This window comes from Bacillus cereus group sp. BfR-BA-01310 (genome assembly GCF_022664325.1).
Lineage (GTDB): Bacteria > Bacillota > Bacilli > Bacillales > Bacillaceae_G > Bacillus_A > Bacillus_A paramycoides.
This window is the reverse complement of sequence record NZ_JAKUHD010000010.1, coordinates 91,208-111,351: the sequence shown is the minus strand read 5'-3', so window position 1 is coordinate 111,351 and position 20,144 is coordinate 91,208. Positions and strand designations below refer to the sequence as shown.

The window sequence follows — 20,144 nt, the reverse complement described above, 5'->3', positions numbered from 1 at the left end:
GTAGCGTTGTTTCAAAAGAAAGGTTGTGCGTGTCTTGTATGCAGATGACTATAAACCAACGTTTCAAAGGCGAACACCGGAAGAGTATTTAGAATACATTCGTCAGCAAAATCGCGGAAAGCTAAAGCTATACGTAGGGGCTGCTCCAGGAGTAGGGAAAAGTTATAAAATGCTCTTTGATGCTAGAGAAATGCAAAAAGATGGTATTGATATTGTAATTGGTTTAATTGAAACACATGGAAGAAAAGAGACGGAAGAAGCAATTGCTGATTTAGAAAAAGTTCCTTTAAAAGAAATAGATTATAAAGGGAAAGTATTTTATGAACTGGATGTAGAAGGAATTATAAAGCGAGCACCACAAATTGTTGTTGTTGATGAACTCGCGCATAGTAATATTCCTGGTTCTAAACATAAAAAACGGTACATGGATGTTCAAGAATTGCTAGAGGCTGGTATATCAGTATTATCAGCGTTTAATATTCAACATTTAGAAAGCGTTCATGACATTGTAGCTCAAATTACGAATGTCAAAGTACGAGAACGTATTCCGGATTTTATTTTGCAAAAAGCAAATGAAATTCAACTCGTTGATGCAACACCTGAGGTATTAAGGAAGAGATTAATAGATGGAAAGATATATAAGGAAGAAAAAATTCAGCAAAGCTTACAAAACTTCTTTACGCTTAATAATCTAGGGGCACTAAGGGAATTATCGCTTCGTGAAGTTGCAGATGATATGGATGAAAAAATTAGTCAAACAGTTATAGAGCCGATTGGCGTGAAAGAAAAAATTCTCGTTTGTGTACAATACAGTTCAACAGCAGAGAAATTAATAAGAAGAGGATGGCGCATGGCTGATCGGTTAAACGCTGAATTGTATGTCTTAAATGTAGAAAGGGAAAATATAGATTCTATTTCAGCAGGGAAAAAGCAAACAATTGAAGAGTGGAAATCCTTGACGAATCAATTTGATGCGAGCTTTGTATTAGAAGAAGCGAAAGGGAGAAAGCCAGCTGATGTTATTATTGAAGTCGCGAACAGACTACAAGTAACGCAAATTTTACTCGGGCAATCAGCAAGAACACGGTGGGAAGAAATAAGAAAAGGTTCTATTGTAAATGAAATTATGAGACAAACGAAGCATATTGATATCCATATCGTTGCTGATCAAAGAGCTTAAAATAGAGACATCCTTTCGGGAAGTCTCTATTTTGCTTTTTACTTATTTTCTTTTTTGTAGAGTATGGGGATTTTATTCCCGTGAGAGAAAGACATTCACTTAGAAGTAGACCTAGGTTAAGAGAATGAAAATAATATAAACGAAGCCCCTCAACGTGGATGTATATTTATCTATCTTGGCGAAATATCTATTCCATATTTTTCTTATAATTGAGTTTTAATAAACTTTTAAAATCTAACTCAGCAATTAATACACTTAATAATATGAGAGTTGCACCTAAGTAGCCTTTAAGTGTGAGTGTTTCACCCGTGAAAAAGAAGGCAAAACCTGCGGAAAAAACAGGTTCTAATGAAAAAATAAGACCTGTATGTGTGGGAGTGGTGTATTGCTGGGCAATAACTTGAACAATGAATGCGACTGCTGTGCAAAATATACTTAAGGCTAAGGTGATTAGCCATGAGTCAATAGTGCTTGGAAGTTTTGGGGTTTCTATAATGAATGAAAAAATAAGACTAAATAGGCCAACAAAGCCGAGTTGTATTACCCCAAGAGCAATTGAATTCACATGTTTCGTTACTGTGCCCGTAATGATGACGTGAATCGCATAAAATAAAGCAGACAATATGCAAAATATATCGCCGTTACCGATCTTAAATTCACTATTTAATGTTAATAATCCGATTCCTATTATCGTTAAAACAATTCCTAATATAACTTTCTTTTCAGGAATGTGCTTTAAAAATATAGATGATAATATTGGAATGAAAATGACAGTGAGACTTAGTAAGAAACCTGCATTAGAAACACTTGTATACTTTGTACCGAAAGTCGCAAAGATATAAACTATAAATAAAACAGAAGCTAATATAAAAGCATATTTTACAGTTTTAAAATCAATTTTGAATAAGTGTTTGTAAAATATTAAACCTGATAAAAGAAAGGCAATAATAAATCGTAATGCGATTAAATTATATTCTTCTATGTCATCAAGGCCAACTTTTGTAAGTAGAATGGATGCACCCCAAAAAAATGTAACCAGTAGTAGCATTAAATCAGCTTTTAATTGTAATTTCATCCCTATTCCCTCGTTATCTATAATTTGTAATTTCATCCCCATCATCTTATTATATATTTTAATTTCAATTCTGAATATTTAAAATTAAAAAAATCTGGGATTATTTATAATAATTCATTTAAAGAAGTCGTAGGGATATTTTGTTAGCCTGATAGTGATGTGGTGCTATCGTTAGGAAGAAGAAATTCTTTTTCTCAAGCCTTTTGAATATTGTTTCTGAAAGAACTCATATATAATAGAAAAAGATACTTAACATAGTGAATAATTAAAGAGTCAATATATAGAAAGAGGAGAGAGTAACATGCTTGAAAATACGGGCTTAGTATTAGAAGGCGGCGGTATGCGCGGAGTATATACTGGTGGGATACTAGAATACTTTATGGAACAAAATTTATATTTTCCATATGTAATCGGTGTATCAGCTGGTGCTTGCCATGCAGCGTCGTATCTTTCCAGACAAAGAAATAGAAATAAAACAGTAAATATTGATTATGCATCACATCCACAGTATTTATCGTATAAAAACTTATGGAAAAAGCGTCAATTATTTGATATGGATTTCATTTTTCATGAAATTCCAGAAAAGCATGTACCGTTTGATTTTGAAACATACTTTAATAGTCCAGAGCGTTTCCTTGTAGGAACAACAGATTGTGAAACTGGACAACCTGTTTATTTTGAAAAAGAGGGAACGAATGATGATGCGTTAAATTTATTGCAAGCGTCTAGTTCATTGCCATTTATTGCACCGGTAGTAGACTACAGAGGTAAGCAATTATTAGATGGCGGGATTTCTGATCCGATTCCAGTTCGTAAAGCACAGGAAGATGGATTTGAAAAATCAGTCGTTATTTTGACGAGAAATCATGGTTACGCGAAGAAAAAATCAAAGTTTGGCTGGGTTGCAGCAAAGGCTTATAAAAAATATCCCAACCTTGTAAATACGATGTTGACTCGTTATGAAGTATATAATGAAACACTTCACTACATTGAAAAAGAAGAACAAGCGGGTAATTTATTTGTTATTCGTCCAGAAGTGCCGCTTCAAGTAGACCGTATGGAAAAAGATACAGCAAAACTACAAAATCTATATGAGCAAGGCTATGAAGATGCGAAGAGACAATTTGCAGATTTACAGGCGTTTTTGCAAAGGTAATATACGATTAGAACCTCTATATAGAGAGTTTTATTAGGCTGTGGAGAAAATTTTCTCCGCAGCCTTTTTTTATAAATGTATAAAAGTTGTGTAAATAATGGGTACTTGCCGATGAACCTACTGGTGCTCTTGATCAAGAAAACGGGAAAAAAATCATGAACATTTTAACTGAAATTAATAAACAAGGAAAAACAATACTAGTCGTTACACATGATCAAAAAGTGGCCGACTATTGCCACAGAACGATACATTTGCTTGATGGTAACATTCAATGGATATAAGAAAATTCAACTAATGATTTAGGTGGAAGGGGAAATTTTACTTATATGGAATACGTAATAAATAACTCTAAGGAGGGATTTATTTGTTTTTTGAGATAACAGTACAAATTCGTGTTCCTACTATTAAAGAAGGGCATAGCTGGTATAAAACTTTACTAAGTAGGGAACCTGACTTTATACCTCACGAAGGATTTATAGAATGGGAGCTTATACCAGGTTGTTGGCTACAAGTAGCAGAAGGGACACCTTCAGAAGGAAGTGGACCTCTTCGTCTAGCAGTAAAAGATATTGAAGTAGAACAAAAAAGAGTGGTTGAAGAATTGAATATTGAAAAATTCGAGATATTTTCTCGTGATGAAGTGCCTGTAAAATGGGGGACTTTCACAGATCCTTGGGGGAATCGTCTTGGTTTCTTTGAATATCTGGATAAGAATGAACAAAATGAACGTATCAAGACTATTTTAGGGCTAACTGAATCATTATAAATCAACCAAAGGATCTCATACAGGGGTCCTTTAACTTTGTAATAAAGCAACATTCTTTAAAAATATCGCCTTTTTAAAATAAAAAAACCCCTCACAACGAGGGATTTTAATGTGGTAAGAATATCAATTGATAAGCGAACAAGATTCCGAATAAATACACAAGTGGGTGAACCGAACGGAATTTACCTTTTGCCACTTTCATAAGTGGGTATGAAATAAATCCAAGTGCAATACCTGTTGAGATACTTGATGTAAGTGGCATGCTTAAGATTACTAAGAATGCTGGGAATGATTCATCAAATGCATCCCAATCAATGTGGCGAACAGAGCCCATCATAAGACTACCAACGATAATTAGTGATGGTGCAGTAATAGCTGATACACCAGAAATGGCACTTACTAATGGTCCGAAGAACGCTGCTAATGCAAATAGAACAGCTACTGTAACTGTCGTTAAACCAGTACGACCACCGGCAGCAACACCAGCAGATGATTCAATATAAGCTGTTGATGGTGTTGTTCCGAACATAGAACCGATTGTTGCTGAGAATGAGTCAGATAGAAGAGCTCGTCCTGCTTTTGGAAGCTTTCCGTCTTTCATAAATCCACCTTGTTGTGCAACGCCAAGTAATGTACCTGTTGTATCGAATAGTGTAACAAGGAAGAATGAGAAAACAACGCCGTATAATCCGTAGTTAATTACATCAGATACAGCAGTAATTGGATTTGAAACAATAATTCCTTCTGGTAATCCAGGCATTGATGTAACACCGTTTGAGAATGTTAATTGTCCTGTGAAGAAAGCGATAATACCAGTTAATAGCATTCCGATAAATAGCGCGCCATTTACATTTAAAGACATAAGGACAATTGTAATTCCAAGTCCAGCTAATGCTAGTAGTACTGGAGCAGAGTGAAGATCTCCAAGTCCAACTAAGTTTGCATCATTTTTTGTAACGATACCTGTTAAACGTAAACCGATAAAGGCGATGAAAAGACCGATACCAGCAGTAATTGCATGTCTTAAGTTTTCAGGAATTGCTTCCATTAATTTTGTACGGAAAGATGTAAATGATAACAAAATTAAAATCATACCTGCTACGAATACAGCAGAGAATGCAATTGCGAAAGTCATGCCTTCATGAGCTTTTACAACAGAGTAAGAGAAGTAAGCATTTAATCCCATACCTGGTGCAATTGCAATTGGTAAGTTTGTAAAAATTGCCATAAATAATGTTCCGACAACAGCTGCAATAATGGTCGCTGTAAATGCTTGTTCAAACGGAACACCTGCATCCCCAAGGATGACAGGGTTTACGACAATGATATATGCCATTGTTAAGAAGGTAATAATACCTGCCATAATTTCAGTTTTAATAGAAGTTTTATGTTTTGAAAGGTTAAACATATAAACATCCTTTCTTTTTACGAATAATTGCCACAACAGTTATATATAATATTCGTTTTTTATCTATTTTGCAATAGTTTTACATAAAAACTTTAGAACAATTCATATTTTATGTCTTAAATTCGAATATTAATCGTGAAGATGCGTGTGAATTACAGTTTTTTAATGTGTAAGTAGTTTTTATTATTGTGCACATTATAAGGAAAAGGAGTTGAAGGAAGTTATGCCACAGCAAAAAAACTTTTTAACAATGCCAGCGCAACATCAAAACAAACAGCCTGGTATTGAATCGTTAATGAATCCTCTTCCGCAATTTGAAGATCCAAATTATAAAGGAAGCGAAAAGTTAAAAGGAAAGAATGTATTAATTACAGGGGGAGATAGTGGCATTGGGCGAGCTGTGTCCATTGCTTTTGCAAAAGAGGGAGCAAATATTGCGATTGCTTATTTAGATGAGGATGAAGATGCAAACGAGACGAAACAACTTGTTGAAAAAGAAGGCGTAGATTGCATATTACTGCCGGGGGATTTGAGTAGTGAACAACATTGTAAAGATATTGTGGAAAAGACTGTTTCACAGCTGGGGAGTTTAAATGTTCTAGTGAATAACGTCGCACAGCAATATCCGCAGCAAGGGTTAGAGTATATTACAGCGGAACAGCTAGAAAAAACGTTCCGTGTTAATATTTTTTCTTATTTTCATGTTACAAAAGCAGCACTCTCTCATTTAAAGCAAGGGGATGTAATTATAAACACGGCATCTATCGTTGCGTATGAAGGAAATGAAACGTTGATCGATTATTCTGCAACGAAAGGAGCAATTGTCGCCTTTACAAGATCACTCTCTCAGTCCCTTGTACAAAAAGGAATTCGTGTAAATGGTGTTGCGCCAGGGCCAATTTGGACGCCGCTTATTCCATCAAGTTTTGATAAGAAAAAAGTATCACAGTTCGGGAGCAATATCCCGATGCAAAGACCTGGTCAGCCGTATGAATTAGCACCTGCATATGTATATTTAGCGTCTAGTGATTCGGCTTATGTGACGGGACAAATGATACATGTAAATGGGGGCGTTATTGTAAATGGATAGTTTTCATTTATAAGAGCAAAGTAAAGCTAATTGCATTTATTATGATGTTAGTGCTAGGGAGGATTTAGATGAAGAAAGTCTGGTTTATCGCAATCTTATTTTTCTGCCTACCAGCTAGCGCTTTTGCTAATACAGATCATCTAATATTAGTTAACCTTACGACGAATCAGCTATCTTTTTTTGAAGATGGAAACTATACGAGGACATTTCCGATAACGACAGGAAGAGACAGTACCCCGACGCCTGAAGGTAATTTTTGTATTATAAGTAAATATAAAAATAAAGACTACCATCGTAAAAAAATAGCTGGGGGTGCACCGAATAATCCTCTCGGTACGAGGTGGCTAGGTTTGGATAAAAAGGAATATGCGATTCATGGAACAAATCGGGAATGGACGATTGGAAGCCGGGAGTCGAATGGTTGTATTCGCATGCATGATCGGGACATACAATGGTTATATGATCGGGTACAATTACAGACAAAAGTAATTATTTCTCGTTTTTATACGAGTCCTGAATATGAAGCGTATAAGCTTGGTTATCGTGTTGTGAGCTGGAATGGCCGTAAAGTAGAAGAGGAACAAATCGGGAATCTTACGTTAGTTGATCGTTTAAATATATATTGGCAAGAGCCAAATGGACAGCTTTCGAAAGTAAAAACAGTATTGCCAAATGAAAGATATGTAGTATATTCGAAACGGAAAAATGGAGTATATTATATAGGGAATAATTTGTATATAATAGATGAAACTGGAGAAAAAATTCGTTATGAACAATTACCGTATTCGATTTTGAGTAACATCTATAAAAGAAAATATAATGTCCCGTAATAGCTACCGTAAATAGACGGTAGCTTATTTGTGCTTTGATTTTAACTGCAACTATTGTTTTTTCATGAATATAATACAGTACGGATTGGGGGGCGGTTATATTATGAAAAGTGAATTTGCATTTAAAATTTTCTTAGTAACGATTTGTTTATTTATCGTGTATTTGTATGCGTTACTCGTATTTTCCTTTTATGTTCCGTATATTGATTTAATATTGTTCGTCGGATTTATTTGGGCGTTTGTTAAAGCAAGGGAAGGAGAGAGGAGTATATATCGGCGTATCACTTTATGTGGGACGGTCATTCTCGTCGTTTTATACTTTTTTATGATGCATGATTCTTGGAGGGGAATGTAAAAAAGCATACGACTAATCGTATGCTTTTGTGTTTAATATTTTGGCTTGAATGTTTGACAACAAGTTTCTACACTCGTCGTTACAGAGCTTTCAAGCGTCTCATTTGTTAAAGTTGCGCTTGTATAAGAATCGTTTTCAATTTGATCTGCTTGTTGTGCATCGGGTTGAACAACGATTGCACTTGCTTGACAAAAGTTACCTTGTCCCCAAAATGAGCAATTGGAAACAGAGCATCTTACTTCTGGCATAAAACCCCCTCCTTATACATTAGTGTGGGATTTTACACCCATTTCATGTATAGAAGGAGTTTCCTATTCTTGTTTTGTTTTTTCGAACCATTTTGTAAATGCTTCTTTTGATTGTTTTCCGCTAACACGGCTCACTTCTTTACCGTCTTTAAAATGAATAATTGTTGGAGTGCCTTGAATTTTATAATCATCCCAAGGAGCGTCCAATTTTGCGATATCCATAACTTTCATATCGATATTTAAATCTTTTGCAAGTGGTACGACAATAGGAGATATTTTTTGGCAATGAACGCAAGTTGTTTGATAAAAGTATACTGTTTGTTCTTTTTTCTCTTCTAAATTTTTCTGAAGATCTGGAAGAGAGATTTTATTTGTATAGTAGTCCGTACCGTTTGTTTGGCTAGTACTATTATTATTAAGCTTTTGACTTGTCGATGCGTTTTTTTCTTCCATTTGTGTTACACCATAGATTGCTGCAAATAAGACGATAATAATACCGCCAAATATAAGCATTTTTTTCATTTTTTCAGCTCCTTATTTGTTTTTAATTACAATAAAGCTACAAATAGCGATTGTGATAAAGCCGATTAGTGCTAAAAACGGGATTGTCACAAAGCCGAACCAGTTTATGTATTCTCCCGTACAAGGTACGCGTCCGCAAGCTGCTCCTGCAGCTGATAGTGCTGAAATTTTTTGGATTGCATAGTGATATAAAGAAATACAAGCACCAATACTTGCAATTGGTAAGGAATAACTTGCAATACGATAATCTTTTTTTACTACAGCAATGCCGAGCCATAAAACGAATGGATACATAAAGATGCGTTGATACCAACAAAGGACACAAGGCTCAAATTTCATGATTTCGGAAAAGTATAGGCTGCCTAGCGTAGCAATAAAAGAAGCTCCCCATGCAGTAAATAAAGCATATTCTTGCTTTTTTTCTCGTTCCATATTTTATACCTCTCTTATAATAGTTACATACTAAATTATAGTATGAAGTGGTAGAGAAAAGAAAGAGAAAATATGTTTATCAATAAAAGTTTTGTAAAAGGAAACTTTTATTGATATGAAAATGTTCAAAAAAGCGCCATCCTCTTAGAGAGAATAGCGCTATATTTTACATTTGAATTTGCTCTACTTCTTCTACATGTGACTTTTGTGATGCATGGTCAATATATTGAAATAGAAGCTGCAATTGTTTATCAACTTCAGGTAATTCTTTGCTATATTGGTAAGCGTGAAGGAAATGTTCAATACGCTTAGAAAATAACTGATCATTCGTTTGAACCATTAGAACGAGTAATTTATCCCAATTACAACAATACGTGTAATAGAGCGCTTTGTCATAGTCGTTATATGTTTGCACTGTGTACCCTCCTTACCGAGGAGTTATATATAGTGTGTGACAAGCAAGGAGAAATACACTTGAAAGAATTTGTTAAGAAAAAAAGTGAATGAAAAGAAAAAACGAGGTATCTCCTCGTTTTTAAGCTTTTGGCATTGGCGTAGGGGTTGGTCTTCCATATCCTTCTTTATATTTATTATCAATGTATTTACGAATTTCAAGCGTTGATTTTCCTTTTTGTTTCATCGAAGCGGATTCAACTGCAATTTCTAGGCAATTTACACAAGTTGTTGCATGGGAATCCCAAACAACTTCACCATTCTTTTTGATTTCACGAATAAAGCAATTTTTATTATTTTTATGTCCTACACTTTCGCCGCAACCGCAGTAACAAGGAATCCAATCTAATAATTCAGTATTTTGTCCAGCGACAGTGTAGATGTCTTTCATTTGTGGATCAAGCTTGTCTAGGAAGGTTGGGAGTGTGTCGACTCCTTTTGTCTTTTCTTGAATGTCAGTTTGCTGAGTATGTGATGCGTGGTCATGCTCTTCTTTTGATTCAGAAGACTTTTTTTCATTTGTACCAGTACTCCCGCATCCAGTAAGAATTAGGCTCAGTACTGCAAGTAAAGAAAATACATATTTTTTCATCTGCTTGTCCCCTTTACAAATGTATTAATAAAATTGTATCAGACTGAAGCACACCTAGGGAGAAGTTTTTTTGGAACGATTTTTGAAGTGCCATTGCAGTGAATGGAATAGAAATAAAATCGGTATATAAACGTATACGATATATAAGCCAGCCTTTGATAGTACTGTATTTAATGTATTAATACTCTCACGGTTTGTGAAAAATAAGGATGAGATAAATACAGTTGCAATAAAAAGTGGCAATGTCATTTTAAATGGTATATGAAAAGAACGCTTAATAGTACGACAAGAAGACCAAATCGTTAAACAAAGGTTAGGTAAAATAATAAGGAACCATACGAATATAATTATGTATTCAAATCGCTGAATAAAGGGAATTTTAATGATTTTTAGCATCGTTAATGTAGGCCAAATTGTGTGGTGGAGTTGCCCTTGACTATAGTACATAAGGGAAACGACTGCTAATAATACGTATAAAATAGTTGTAAAAGCAATCCCGCCATGCGCCCATTTCTTTAGAGATTTATCTTTTTTAATAAGCGGATAAAAGATAAGTATTGCCTCGAACCCAAGGAATTCTAATGCTGATGCTTTAGCTGAAGTTAGAATTTCTACAGGTGAATGTGTGAAAATAGGTAAAATGTTACGGACATGTGCATATTTCATTGGGAAAACTAAGAAGAATAATACGAAAATAGGTATGATGACGCCCCAAAAACACATTCCTGTTACAGAGCGAAATCCACCTTTTATTACATAATAAATCACGAGTAAAAATAATAAAGTTAATTTCCAAGGCTTAATTGTAGGAAAGACCCAAACTTGAATGACTTCAATATATGTACGAAGAACAGTAAGGCAAAATAATAGAAGGTATGCGGCAAAGCATACGGAAAAAAAGGTTCCGATCCATTTCCCGAAACATGTCGTATGAATATTCATTAAATCATTATCTTTTTCTAACATTTTTAGCATGCAAAATAGCGCGATATGAGTCGCAATACCAGCGACAATAAGAGAAATCCAAGAATCGTAACCGGCATATTGCGCAATAATTCTTTGGTATCCTAGTACACCTACTCCGATTTGAAGGGAGTGTAATAAAAGAAATGCGAAATAAGGGGAAACAGTATTTGTTTTATTTTGCTCAGCCATTTTAGCACCTCATTATTCTCCGATACCAGATTGTACGATATTAATTTGCACATTAACCGCAACGTCTAGGCTAGGATACATTTCTTGAATTTGTTTCATACTCCATTTTCTCGAGTGACTACGAATTTCTTCACGTAGACCTATCGGATCAATTTCTTTTTCTTGAAATTGTTTTATTAATTCGTTTAAATGTTTTTCAAGTGTTTTTTCGACATGTTTTTTGACGTAAGTTATACTTTCATTTTTCGATAAATCAAGCCAATCTGGTGCGTTTTTTATGAGTCCGTTTAGTTTTAAACGGATGTGAACTTTCGGGATATCACCATCTTGAGTAACGTCACAAACACTATCTCCAGATAAGTTTTGAGTGGCGATTAATCCTTTATGTTTACCTTGGCGTATTGGAACTTCATAACGCCCATTTTTAGTGGGATTAATGAGTAATTTTAATAAAAAAGATCCTTGTTTATCTGTATACATAGCTACTTTATCCTTTTTTAAAAAAGCGAGACCTTTAATGGAAGCTGATTGGTCTTCATCCACTTGAATGTAAGGAAGAAATGAATCGCATCCTGATGAATAAAAGTTATATAGAAAAATATTTAAAGCGGTCCGAGGAATCGTCTCATTTTCTATATTTTGTTCAAGTAAATCAGAAAGATATAGTGATCCATTTGCTTTGACGTGTTTGAGAAGTTCTTCTGTTGAACCATCTACAAGTGCTAGCTGGACATCCCGGCCAATGTTAGGGTCACGCTGTAAGTTATTAATAACGTCACTAATTCCACGTTCACCAAATGATTTTCCAAATAGGACAACACGCATTTGACCTACAGCGACAGTATGTGGTGATTTGGCATTTAAGCGTGAAGATATTGTTTCAATTGTGTCTGCAGTTGTTGACTGAGTTTGTGGTTTTGATTGCACACCCTTTGTATAATCTGGATAGAGAATTGTCCCGCGGAATTGTTTATCTTTCGTTATATCGAATCCGCCCACATGAATAATTCGCTGCGTATCAACTATATTCGGTTGCGTACAACCTGATTGGAAAATAAAAATGATAATAGTAAAGCATAGTAAAAAAAATTTCATTTCTTTTCACCATCACGTTTCCTTTTTGCGTTGTTTGGATCATAGCGCCACTTCTTTTTCGGTCTCAGAAAAGAGGCACGCCCTGCAGTTTGGCTAAATGGTAAGCGCAGTAGTCCTTCTGCAGTACCTAAACCTCGAAATGGATATAACGGTAATAAATAAGGTGAGCCAAGTGATTTTAGACGAATTAAATGCGCTAAAATAAATACGAATCCGACAATAAGACCTAAGCCTCCAAATGCCCCGGCCAAAATAATGAGCGGAAAGCGCAATAACCGAATAGTAGAAGACATTTTTACCGTCGGTGTTGTAAAAGAAGCAAGTGCGGATAATGCAACCGCAATTAATAAAATGGTACTCGTTAAAGCAGCCTCTACCGATGCTTGCCCTATTACAATTCCCCCAACAATACCGATTGTTTGTCCAACTTTTGTCGGTAATCGTGCCCCGGCTTCGCGAAGTAATTCAATTGTAATTTCTAAAAAAAGAGCCTCTAAAACAGGTGGGAACGGTACGTTAGCTCTAGAATAAATAATTGGGCCAAGTAAATCAGCTGGAATCATTTGATAGTGATACGTTAATACAGCTGTATAAATAGCTGACGAAAATAAAGAGAATGCTGCTCCAAAAAAACGAACCATCCGAAGAAAAGAGCCCGCTATCCATGGTAAATAATAATCTTCTGGAGAGACAAAGAAATCGAGTAACGTCGCTGGTCCAGCTAATGCGTAAGGGGAACCGTCTGTTAAAATGACAACCCCTCCATTAATGAGTGCATAAACAGAACGATCTAAGCGCTCTGTAGGTAGTAAAACAGGGAAGGGAGAGTTACTGTTATCGCTAATAAATTGTTCAATCATAGTCGCATCGAAAGGAACATCAAAGTCAATGTCTTGTAGGCGCTGCATTGCGGTATTAACGTGCTGTTCATTCGTAATGCCTTCGATGTAAGCAACTACGACTTTTGTTTTTGATATAGAGCCAACTACAACTTCTTTGAAAACTAATTGCTCCGTTACAATATTTCGGCGAAGTAAGTGTGTATTCGTATCAATATTTTCAACAAATCCGACTTTTGGACCGATTACACTATATTCATTTTCGGTATCGTTATATAATCGTGTACCTACAACTGAACTTTCGGCACGAATAAGTGCATATTCTGCTGAGCGAGAATCATTTTTTAGCTGTATGAGTACATACCCACTTAATAATTTTTCACGAATATCATCAATAGAAGGGCCGGTGATAATCTCCTCAAGTGTGACGATATTTGCTATGTCACCTATATTTTTAATGTGATCTAATTCTCTTTTTATAGGTGTTAAAATGAATCGATTAATGAGGAGTGATTCAGCTGTAGATTTATAATAAAACAAACATAACGTCCCATCTTCTACGATGTTATAAGAAACGAAATCACTAGACCCTTTCATAGTGTGGATAAATTCTGGAATGGAACGGATTGTTTTTTTATTCTTTTTAGACGAAGAACGAAACATTTTCTCACCTCTTACATACATCATTTACTTATGTTAGTTTTTGGGAAAGGCGGGAATTTATACTTGAAAATTAGAAAGAAAAGTTAAAAGGAGCAGACTGATATAAAAAAAGGAAGAGTAATGAGTACCTCTTCCTTTTTGTCGTATTAATTTGTTTTCTTTTCTTTAATAGACTTCACTAATTTAATCATTTCTGCTCGTATATCTTCTTTTTTTACATTTAATTTTTCTGCAATTTGTTTAATGTTCATTCCATCTTTTTTCATTTTCAGTACATCATCGAGAGGGGTATTACTTTTTTGAGCGATGATTGTTAACACCGCGAGATGACGTAAGCCGATGTTATACTCTTTCATTTTTTGTTTTAGCTGATCCGGTGTAGATTTGTGTATGTTTGCTAGCTCTTGTAGCAATGCTTTTTTCGTTTCTTTATTCATATGATGCTTTTTCAATTTACTTGGGTCTACACCGAAATGCTGTGCCGTTTTCTCCCAAGATTTATTTTGTTTATAGTAAGTTAAAACGTCTTTAATTTCTTTTTTGCTTATTCTTGCAATGTGGGCAGCTTTCCATATTTCATGTTTGTTATAGCCGAGTTTTTCGAGTGACTTCATTTCTTCCTCTGAAATTGGTTTATGATGATGCATCATCGCTTCTTTTGATGGAACTGGCGTAGCAGCAGAAACAGGGAAGATAGATACTCCGCATAATAATGCTGCCATAGTCATACTTACTGCGATTTTCTTGTACATATAAACTCCTCCTAGATGGATAGTGGAAAACTTTACACTTATCATTTCCATAAAATGTGAAAAACTTGTGAACAAGTTAAGTTTTTTTATTCACAGTAGAAAAAGAATTTTTTATTAGTTTTCCAACATAAAACATTGATTAATAGTGAAAAACTAGGTTATAATCGAAATTGAAAATCAATATCAATAATAAACTTATACATATAGATAAAAATAAGGGAGAGAAAAATATGACTACATATACTTCCATCGCAAGCGTTATTAAAGAAAGACGTTCTGTTCGTACATTTACAGATAAAGCAGTAGAAAAAGAGCTATTAATTGAACTATTAAACGACGCAACATGGGCACCAAATCATAAACATCGTGAGCCATGGAATTGTAAATTATACATTGGAGAAGGCCGTCAGAAATTAGTAGACGCAGTATTAAACTCTTTCACAGAAGAAGAAAGAGCGAAACGCGGCAAAATTTTATCTGACCGTTTCTTAAGCACACCTGCACAAATCGTTGTTTACATTGATGAAGATCCACGTCAAATTCAACGTGACGAAGATTACGCTGCAACATGTGCATTTATGCAAAACTTCCAGTTGCTTGCTTGGGAACGCGGCCTAGGAAGTGTTTGGAAATCAGGTGGATTAAACTACAATCCACTATTTATAGAAGGAATCGGTTTAACAAGAGGCCAACGCATTGTTGGAATTCTTCATATCGGCTATTTCGATAAAGCACCAGAAGGAAAAGCGCGTACGCCGATTACGGAGAAGATGGAGATTATTGAAGGGTAATATTTGTTAACAAAAGAAGTACACGCCTAACTTTAGGAATGTGCTTCTTTTTATAGTTTAATGGAATATATATTAGTTCGGTAATAGTAGGAAAGCCTATACGTAAAAAGAAGAAAATCCCACCGCAACCAGAGAAAGACTTATTACTTTTTATCGAAGAATATAGCCGTGAGCTAGAAGAGTGGCAGTGCGACATATTAACGATGATGCGTGAAGAAATGCTGCATTACATTATGTTAAGAAAGATTAATGGGTAAGTTTCTACCTAGTTGTAATAAAGATATAATTAATTCAAATAGGTGCAGAGAGAATAATAAAAAAACAGCACATGCCTGAACTAGGATGCGCTGTTTTTTTATTTATTCATCAATTTGCTTAGTATCAATTCTATATGCGGAAGGGATGTTATGCATTTCTTGCAATTCATTATAGGCTTCCACATTTAACAGATAAAAATCTTTTTTTGACATGGATTTTTTAAAAAGCTCTTTATAGGCTAGTTCAATATTACAGAGGAGGGGACGTTCTTTATAAATTGTACATGAAAGATTGTCAGTATTGTAATGAACACAACAACCATCGCCTCTGTCAAAATGAGATAAGGAATCAATACCTTGTATGTTTTGACAACAGATTCCGCATTTAGTACAAGGAAAAGTAATCATAAAGTGAATGACTCCTCGCTTAGCATAAATGAATCGAATTCTTCTTGCGTCTTATATTTAAAAGAGACATCTAAAGTTTCAGCAAGTTTATGAATAGTCGCTTCTATATTTTCACCTGTATGAATCGTTTGTTTAACCAGCCCAGTTAAGTTTTCTATTTTGGCACCAGTTTCTTGATAAAAGTTACAAATACGTTCTTCTTCTTGTTTAATGTAATCTATGAGGACTTTACTTAATTCTTCAGCCTTTTTTCGTTCTTCAATTGTTAGTTCCAATTCTTGTTGAGCACGAGTGAATGCCCCATAAAGTTGTTTCATTCCTAGCATTGCGACGGTGGCGCCGACAGCTGCACCGATAGGACCGAGAAGCATTGCTCCTGCTGCGCTGAATACAATTCCTGAAAAAGTAGTAACAGCGTTTTCACCAACTGTCTGTAAAAACTCTTCAATAGATATTTTTCCCTTTATAAGTTGGTAGGAGCTTTCTGTTAATCTAACGGCTGAAGAAGCAAGAGCTGCTGCTACATTTCCTTTCATCATTACACTATCTTGACCGATAAATTTGATACCGTGAGCAATTCCTGCAACAGCGGCGCTTTTTCCAGCTTGCTTCCCACTATCTTTTCCTAGTTGCATAAATCCATCTTTTATTTGTTGTTCACCTTTACAAACCTCAACAGTCTGTTGTACGAGTGATACGCCCCCACCTATACACGCTCCTGCTAAAGCGCCATTCATCATAGAAGAGAATGTTCCTTCAGCAAATGTATATATTTTTTCTTTTAGTGCGTATGCTTGTGGTTGATTTGCAGCCTTTAAAGCTTCCTCATATGTAGTACCACCACTTGTAATATTGTTTGCTTCTAGTTGTCCTTTTATATGAGGACCAGCTTGTTCATAGTCTTTGGCGTAAATCCCCTGGGAATTTGCGCGTTTTTCAACCAATTCTTTTACTTTATTTGCTTTTTCACTGTTAACTAAACGATCCATGTCTCCATATTTTTCACTCGATACCATTCTTGCTAATCGTGAAGCTTTAGCACTAGACTTTGCTTGTACTTCTTTAAGTAATGTATCTCCATTCTTTACTATGATATCAGCGGCAGCATGTGGATGTCCTAAAGAGTCTGTCGTAAAAGCACACAAACTCTCACCCTTCAAGGCAGCATCTTTATTAAATTTAGTTGCCTCAATAATTTCAAAAAGCCGTCCTTGTGTAATAGTAGGTGAACAGTTCATATATTGTTTTGCTACTTTTGTTAGTGTGTCCATTCCTGCAAACGTTTCGATAGTAGCATTACCATATCTTTCAATTTGATCAGCTACAATTTGAGTCGCTAGAATATCTAGATTTTTCTTCATATGCAATCACCTAGTACATGTGTTGAATTGATTTTTCTGTGGTTTTAAGAACATTTTCTAAGCTTTTGGATCGGTTGCCATCTTCATCAATAACAGGTGTATCTAATAATTTTTTTAAAATAATTGCAAGTTCAGCAGTATAACGGATCGCAAGTTGTTCATCATCGGAGAAGTTACGATAGTCGATACCCTTTTCATCGATGATAGAACTCATTGTTGCAATATAATCAGCAAAAAGTGTAGTTGTTTCAGTTGTTAAGTTTGATAATTTAATAGTGTATAATTTTATCTCTTTTAAGATAGAAGTGGCACTTTGTAATTTTTGCATTTCTACTTTAACTTCTTCTTTTTTAATTTTCATTTCTTCTAGCTTCTTTTTAGTGGATGTAGCAAAAATGATACTTCCTAGTGCTAGGGCAGGCGCAAGAGCAATACCACCTAGTACAGCCATTCCACCAGCCATACCTAATCCGCCAGCAGCCAGTGATCCACCACCTAAAAATGCTAATGTTGCATTTGTGGCAGCTACTCCGCTTAAAGAAGCGATAGCAGTTCCTGTTGAAGCAGCACCAAATGTTGTGGCAGCCCCTAGTGCTCCCACTGCAGTAAGTCCACCACCAGCGATTGCAGCAACACCAGATTTTAATAAATCAGATGCAGCGATGACTTGTTTTTCTATTTCTTGCATGAAGTGTTTAGAATCAGATACATCCTCAAGAGAGTCAATAGTTGTTTTATCTGTAAAATCAACATTTTTTAATTTCTTGAATTCTGAAATGAATTCTTTCATTGTTCCACTAAGAATGTTCAGTTTTAATTCTCCATACTTTTCAAATTGAGTATTTGTATCTTGACGTGCTTGATCAAATATATTAAATACAGTTTTATATTGATTCTCCATTGATTCAGCAAGATTCTTTGTTTCTTTCATGTTTTTGTATGATTCATGTCCTTTTTTTCCAGCGACTGCAGTGGCAACTACAGCACCAGCAGCAACAGCTAATGGAATAAATGGTAATGGCATTGAAATCGTTCCTCTCCTGAGATATTTTTCCTTATAATTATAATTTAAATATCACAATATTAGCAATGAATGTTATGTTTTTAATTTGAATAAATAGATAAAATTAACATGCACTACTATGTATGTATTTGCTTTTTGATAATTTAATTGAGTAAGAGTGGTATATAAATTTATAAAGGATAAGGAATAAATGAAGTAACTATGTTTAGTTCTCATGAAAGCTTGTTCCTCATCATACACTTTCTTAAGGGAAAGTGTAAGGAGGGAAAATAATGAGAGCAAGTGACGATAAAGCACTGCAATATGCGATTGCGGAAATTACTGAAATTGCGACTGGATTTGGGCTTGATTTTTATCCGATGCGTTATGAAATATGTCCAGCGGAAATTATTTATACATTTGGTGCATATGGGATGCCGACGAGGTTTTCACATTGGAGTTTTGGAAAGCAATTTTTCAGAATGAAATTACAATACGATTTGGGACTTAGTAAAATTTATGAACTCGTTATTAACTCTGATCCATGTTACGCCTTTTTATTAGATACCAACTCTTTAATTCAAAATAAACTAATCGTGGCGCACGTTTTAGCGCACTGTGATTTCTTTAAAAACAATATTCGTTTCTCTAATACGAAACGTGATATGGTGGAGAGTATGGCGGCAACAGCGGACCGTGTGAAAGCATATGAGCATAAATACGGAAAGGCAGAGGTAGAAACATTTTTAGATGCCGTACTTGCCATTCAAGAACATATTGATCCGTCACTTATGCGTCCGAAATTGGCATGGAGTATTGATGATTTAGAAGAAGAAGTAGAAAAGAAAAAGGCATCACAATACGATGATTTATGGAATTTAGATAACCGAAATAAAAAACAAGAGCGCTCTAATATACGTAAAAAGAAGAAAATTCCGCCGCAACCAGAGAAAGATTTACTCCTCTTTATTGAAGAATATAGCCGTGAGTTAGAAGATTGGCAGCGCGACATATTAACGATGATGCGTGAGGAAATGTTATATTTCTGGCCACAGCTTGAAACGAAAATCATGAACGAAGGCTGGGCTTCCTACTGGCATCAACGCATACTTCGTGAAATGGATTTAACATCTGATGAAGCAATTGAATTTGCGAAATTAAACGCAGGTGTCGTACAGCCATCAAAAACAAGTATTAATCCATACTACCTCGGTATTAAAATGTTTGAGGATATTGAAGAACGCTACAACAACCCGACAGAAGAAATGAAGCGACGCGGTGTAAAACCAGGTTCTGGTCGTGAGAAAATCTTTGAAGTACGGGAAATTGAATGGGACGTATCATTCCTAAGAAACTACTTAAATAAAGAGCTCGTAATGCGAGAAGATATGTACTTATTCCAGCGCCAAGGAAAAGAATATAAAGTAATTGATAAAGAGTGGGAACATGTACGCGATCAACTCGTAAATATGCGCACAAATGGAGGTTTCCCGTACTTAGTAGTAGAAGATGGAGACTACTTAAAGAATGGAGAACTGTACATTAAACATAGCTACGAAGGAATTGAACTAGATTTAAAATACTTAGAAAAAGTATTGCCATACATTCATCAGTTATGGGGAAGAACGGTGCATATGGAGTCCTTTGTGGAGAGTAAGGGCGTTGTGTTTTCTTATGATGGGAAGATGGTGCATCGGAAGTATGTGTGATGTA

The 20,144-nt window shown here is 35.3% G+C and carries 22 protein-coding genes and 2 pseudogenes; 10 read left to right on the top strand and 14 right to left on the bottom strand.

The window, feature by feature from the left end:
- Positions 1-25 precede the first annotated feature (25 nt).
- Complete coding sequence (kdpDN, locus tag MR109_RS19410) at positions 26-1,180, top strand: KdpD-like non-kinase potassium sensor (protein ID WP_081806860.1); 1,155 nt, start codon at positions 26-28, stop codon at positions 1,178-1,180.
- Positions 1,181-1,367: 187 nt separating this feature from the next.
- Here the strand turns inward: kdpDN and MR109_RS19405 are convergent, their stop codons facing one another.
- Entirely contained in the window at positions 1,368-2,255 is an 888-nt protein-coding gene (locus tag MR109_RS19405) for a DMT family transporter (protein ID WP_025150205.1), read from the bottom strand.
- Positions 2,256-2,556: 301 nt separating this feature from the next.
- Between MR109_RS19405 and MR109_RS19400 the strand changes: the two genes are divergently transcribed.
- The 3 genes and pseudogenes from MR109_RS19400 to MR109_RS19390 all read left to right on the top strand — a co-directional run bounded on the left by MR109_RS19400 (position 2,557) and on the right by MR109_RS19390 (position 4,177).
- The gene (locus MR109_RS19400) at positions 2,557-3,411 is read left to right on the top strand and encodes a patatin-like phospholipase family protein (protein WP_242273574.1); all 855 of its coding nucleotides are present in this window, start codon (positions 2,557-2,559) and stop codon (positions 3,409-3,411) included.
- A gap of 101 nt (positions 3,412-3,512) precedes the next feature.
- Positions 3,513-3,692: pseudogene (locus MR109_RS19395) on the top strand (ABC transporter ATP-binding protein); the annotation flags it as partial.
- Between the two features lie 83 nt (positions 3,693-3,775).
- On the top strand, positions 3,776-4,177 hold the full coding sequence (locus tag MR109_RS19390) for a VOC family protein (RefSeq protein ID WP_242273573.1): 402 nt from the start codon (positions 3,776-3,778) through the stop codon (positions 4,175-4,177).
- 106 nt (positions 4,178-4,283) lie between these two features.
- On the opposite strand, the gene MR109_RS19385 is transcribed toward MR109_RS19390, so the two are convergent.
- Complete coding sequence (locus tag MR109_RS19385) at positions 4,284-5,585, bottom strand: NCS2 family permease (protein ID WP_002170465.1); 1,302 nt, start codon at positions 5,583-5,585, stop codon at positions 4,284-4,286.
- A 223-nt stretch (positions 5,586-5,808) separates the two neighbouring features.
- Here MR109_RS19385 and MR109_RS19380 point away from each other — a divergent pair, with 223 nt between their 5' ends.
- The 3 genes from MR109_RS19380 to MR109_RS19370 all read left to right on the top strand — a co-directional run bounded on the left by MR109_RS19380 (position 5,809) and on the right by MR109_RS19370 (position 7,860).
- The gene (locus MR109_RS19380; RefSeq protein ID WP_242273572.1) at positions 5,809-6,675 is read left to right on the top strand and encodes an SDR family oxidoreductase; all 867 of its coding nucleotides are present in this window, start codon (positions 5,809-5,811) and stop codon (positions 6,673-6,675) included.
- Between the two features lie 68 nt (positions 6,676-6,743).
- Positions 6,744-7,505: a L,D-transpeptidase gene (locus tag MR109_RS19375; protein WP_071717811.1), complete on the top strand. Its 762-nt coding sequence runs from the start codon at positions 6,744-6,746 to the stop codon at positions 7,503-7,505.
- Positions 7,506-7,608: 103 nt separating this feature from the next.
- Positions 7,609-7,860: a hypothetical protein gene (locus MR109_RS19370; protein WP_048373667.1), complete on the top strand. Its 252-nt coding sequence runs from the start codon at positions 7,609-7,611 to the stop codon at positions 7,858-7,860.
- A gap of 32 nt (positions 7,861-7,892) precedes the next feature.
- Here MR109_RS19370 and MR109_RS19365 read toward each other — a convergent pair whose 3' ends face one another.
- The 9 genes from MR109_RS19365 to MR109_RS19325 form a co-directional block, all read right to left on the bottom strand.
- Entirely contained in the window at positions 7,893-8,108 is a 216-nt protein-coding gene (locus MR109_RS19365; protein WP_002170469.1) for a DUF1540 domain-containing protein, read from the bottom strand.
- 63 nt (positions 8,109-8,171) lie between these two features.
- On the bottom strand, positions 8,172-8,630 hold the full coding sequence (locus tag MR109_RS19360) for a thioredoxin family protein (RefSeq protein WP_242273571.1): 459 nt from the start codon (positions 8,628-8,630) through the stop codon (positions 8,172-8,174).
- A 12-nt stretch (positions 8,631-8,642) separates the two neighbouring features.
- Positions 8,643-9,062: a disulfide formation protein C gene (locus MR109_RS19355; RefSeq protein WP_025150219.1), complete on the bottom strand. Its 420-nt coding sequence runs from the start codon at positions 9,060-9,062 to the stop codon at positions 8,643-8,645.
- Between the two features lie 166 nt (positions 9,063-9,228).
- The gene (locus MR109_RS19350) at positions 9,229-9,477 is read right to left on the bottom strand and encodes a YhdB family protein (RefSeq protein ID WP_001195459.1); all 249 of its coding nucleotides are present in this window, start codon (positions 9,475-9,477) and stop codon (positions 9,229-9,231) included.
- 120 nt (positions 9,478-9,597) lie between these two features.
- Entirely contained in the window at positions 9,598-10,107 is a 510-nt protein-coding gene (locus MR109_RS19345) for a PCYCGC domain-containing protein (RefSeq protein ID WP_242273570.1), read from the bottom strand.
- Positions 10,108-10,161: 54 nt separating this feature from the next.
- Entirely contained in the window at positions 10,162-11,262 is a 1,101-nt protein-coding gene (locus MR109_RS19340) for a GerAB/ArcD/ProY family transporter (RefSeq protein ID WP_242273569.1), read from the bottom strand.
- Between the two features lie 12 nt (positions 11,263-11,274).
- Positions 11,275-12,357 (bottom strand): spore germination protein GerYC, encoded by a 1,083-nt coding sequence (gene gerYC / locus MR109_RS19335; RefSeq protein WP_242273568.1) that lies wholly within the window; start codon positions 12,355-12,357, stop codon positions 11,275-11,277.
- Positions 12,354-13,859: a spore germination protein gene (locus tag MR109_RS19330; RefSeq protein ID WP_242273566.1), complete on the bottom strand. Its 1,506-nt coding sequence runs from the start codon at positions 13,857-13,859 to the stop codon at positions 12,354-12,356. The genes gerYC and MR109_RS19330 overlap by 4 nt, the downstream gene beginning before the upstream one ends.
- A 146-nt stretch (positions 13,860-14,005) precedes the next feature.
- Positions 14,006-14,611, bottom strand: a complete 606-nt coding sequence (locus tag MR109_RS19325) for a hypothetical protein (RefSeq protein ID WP_242273565.1) — start codon at positions 14,609-14,611, stop codon at positions 14,006-14,008.
- A 230-nt stretch (positions 14,612-14,841) separates the two neighbouring features.
- On the opposite strand from MR109_RS19325, the gene MR109_RS19320 reads away from it, so the two are divergent.
- Together MR109_RS19320 and MR109_RS30235 are read left to right on the top strand one after the other, a co-directional pair.
- Positions 14,842-15,402 (top strand): nitroreductase family protein, encoded by a 561-nt coding sequence (locus MR109_RS19320; protein WP_242273564.1) that lies wholly within the window; start codon positions 14,842-14,844, stop codon positions 15,400-15,402.
- Positions 15,403-15,500: 98 nt separating this feature from the next.
- A pseudogene (locus MR109_RS30235) lies at positions 15,501-15,632 on the top strand (SpoVR family protein); the annotation flags it as partial.
- 129 nt (positions 15,633-15,761) lie between these two features.
- Here MR109_RS30235 and MR109_RS19310 read toward each other — a convergent pair.
- The 3 genes from MR109_RS19310 to MR109_RS19300 are packed head-to-tail and all read right to left on the bottom strand — an operon-like array spanning position 15,762 to position 18,452.
- Entirely contained in the window at positions 15,762-16,067 is a 306-nt protein-coding gene (locus MR109_RS19310; protein WP_242273563.1) for a YkgJ family cysteine cluster protein, read from the bottom strand.
- On the bottom strand, positions 16,064-17,428 hold the full coding sequence (locus tag MR109_RS19305; protein ID WP_242273562.1) for a hypothetical protein: 1,365 nt from the start codon (positions 17,426-17,428) through the stop codon (positions 16,064-16,066). The genes MR109_RS19310 and MR109_RS19305 overlap by 4 nt, the downstream gene beginning before the upstream one ends.
- A gap of 10 nt (positions 17,429-17,438) precedes the next feature.
- On the bottom strand, positions 17,439-18,452 hold the full coding sequence (locus MR109_RS19300) for a hypothetical protein (RefSeq protein WP_242273561.1): 1,014 nt from the start codon (positions 18,450-18,452) through the stop codon (positions 17,439-17,441).
- A 272-nt stretch (positions 18,453-18,724) separates the two neighbouring features.
- Between MR109_RS19300 and spoVR the strand changes: the two genes are divergently transcribed.
- Positions 18,725-20,140, top strand: a complete 1,416-nt coding sequence (spoVR, locus tag MR109_RS19295; protein WP_242273559.1) for a stage V sporulation protein SpoVR — start codon at positions 18,725-18,727, stop codon at positions 20,138-20,140.
- Positions 20,141-20,144: the final 4 nt, after the last annotated feature.

Coding starts and splice junctions, on each gene's coding strand:
- MR109_RS19405 (WP_025150205.1), bottom strand. CDS start 2,255: ATGAAATTACAATTAAAAGCTGATTTAATGCTACTACTGGTTACATTT.
- MR109_RS19400 (WP_242273574.1), top strand. CDS start 2,557: ATGCTTGAAAATACGGGCTTAGTATTAGAAGGCGGCGGTATGCGCGGA.
- MR109_RS19385 (WP_002170465.1), bottom strand. CDS start 5,585: ATGTTTAACCTTTCAAAACATAAAACTTCTATTAAAACTGAAATTATG.
- MR109_RS19380 (WP_242273572.1), top strand. CDS start 5,809: ATGCCACAGCAAAAAAACTTTTTAACAATGCCAGCGCAACATCAAAAC.
- MR109_RS19375 (WP_071717811.1), top strand. CDS start 6,744: ATGAAGAAAGTCTGGTTTATCGCAATCTTATTTTTCTGCCTACCAGCT.
- MR109_RS19370 (WP_048373667.1), top strand. CDS start 7,609: ATGAAAAGTGAATTTGCATTTAAAATTTTCTTAGTAACGATTTGTTTA.
- MR109_RS19365 (WP_002170469.1), bottom strand. CDS start 8,108: ATGCCAGAAGTAAGATGCTCTGTTTCCAATTGCTCATTTTGGGGACAA.
- MR109_RS19360 (WP_242273571.1), bottom strand. CDS start 8,630: ATGAAAAAAATGCTTATATTTGGCGGTATTATTATCGTCTTATTTGCA.
- MR109_RS19355 (WP_025150219.1), bottom strand. CDS start 9,062: ATGGAACGAGAAAAAAAGCAAGAATATGCTTTATTTACTGCATGGGGA.
- MR109_RS19345 (WP_242273570.1), bottom strand. CDS start 10,107: ATGAAAAAATATGTATTTTCTTTACTTGCAGTACTGAGCCTAATTCTT.
- MR109_RS19340 (WP_242273569.1), bottom strand. CDS start 11,262: ATGGCTGAGCAAAATAAAACAAATACTGTTTCCCCTTATTTCGCATTT.
- gerYC (WP_242273568.1), bottom strand. CDS start 12,357: ATGAAATTTTTTTTACTATGCTTTACTATTATCATTTTTATTTTCCAA.
- MR109_RS19330 (WP_242273566.1), bottom strand. CDS start 13,859: ATGTTTCGTTCTTCGTCTAAAAAGAATAAAAAAACAATCCGTTCCATT.
- MR109_RS19325 (WP_242273565.1), bottom strand. CDS start 14,611: ATGTACAAGAAAATCGCAGTAAGTATGACTATGGCAGCATTATTATGC.
- MR109_RS19320 (WP_242273564.1), top strand. CDS start 14,842: ATGACTACATATACTTCCATCGCAAGCGTTATTAAAGAAAGACGTTCT.
- MR109_RS19310 (WP_242273563.1), bottom strand. CDS start 16,067: ATGATTACTTTTCCTTGTACTAAATGCGGAATCTGTTGTCAAAACATA.
- MR109_RS19305 (WP_242273562.1), bottom strand. CDS start 17,428: ATGAAGAAAAATCTAGATATTCTAGCGACTCAAATTGTAGCTGATCAA.
- MR109_RS19300 (WP_242273561.1), bottom strand. CDS start 18,452: ATGCCATTACCATTTATTCCATTAGCTGTTGCTGCTGGTGCTGTAGTT.
- spoVR (WP_242273559.1), top strand. CDS start 18,725: ATGAGAGCAAGTGACGATAAAGCACTGCAATATGCGATTGCGGAAATT.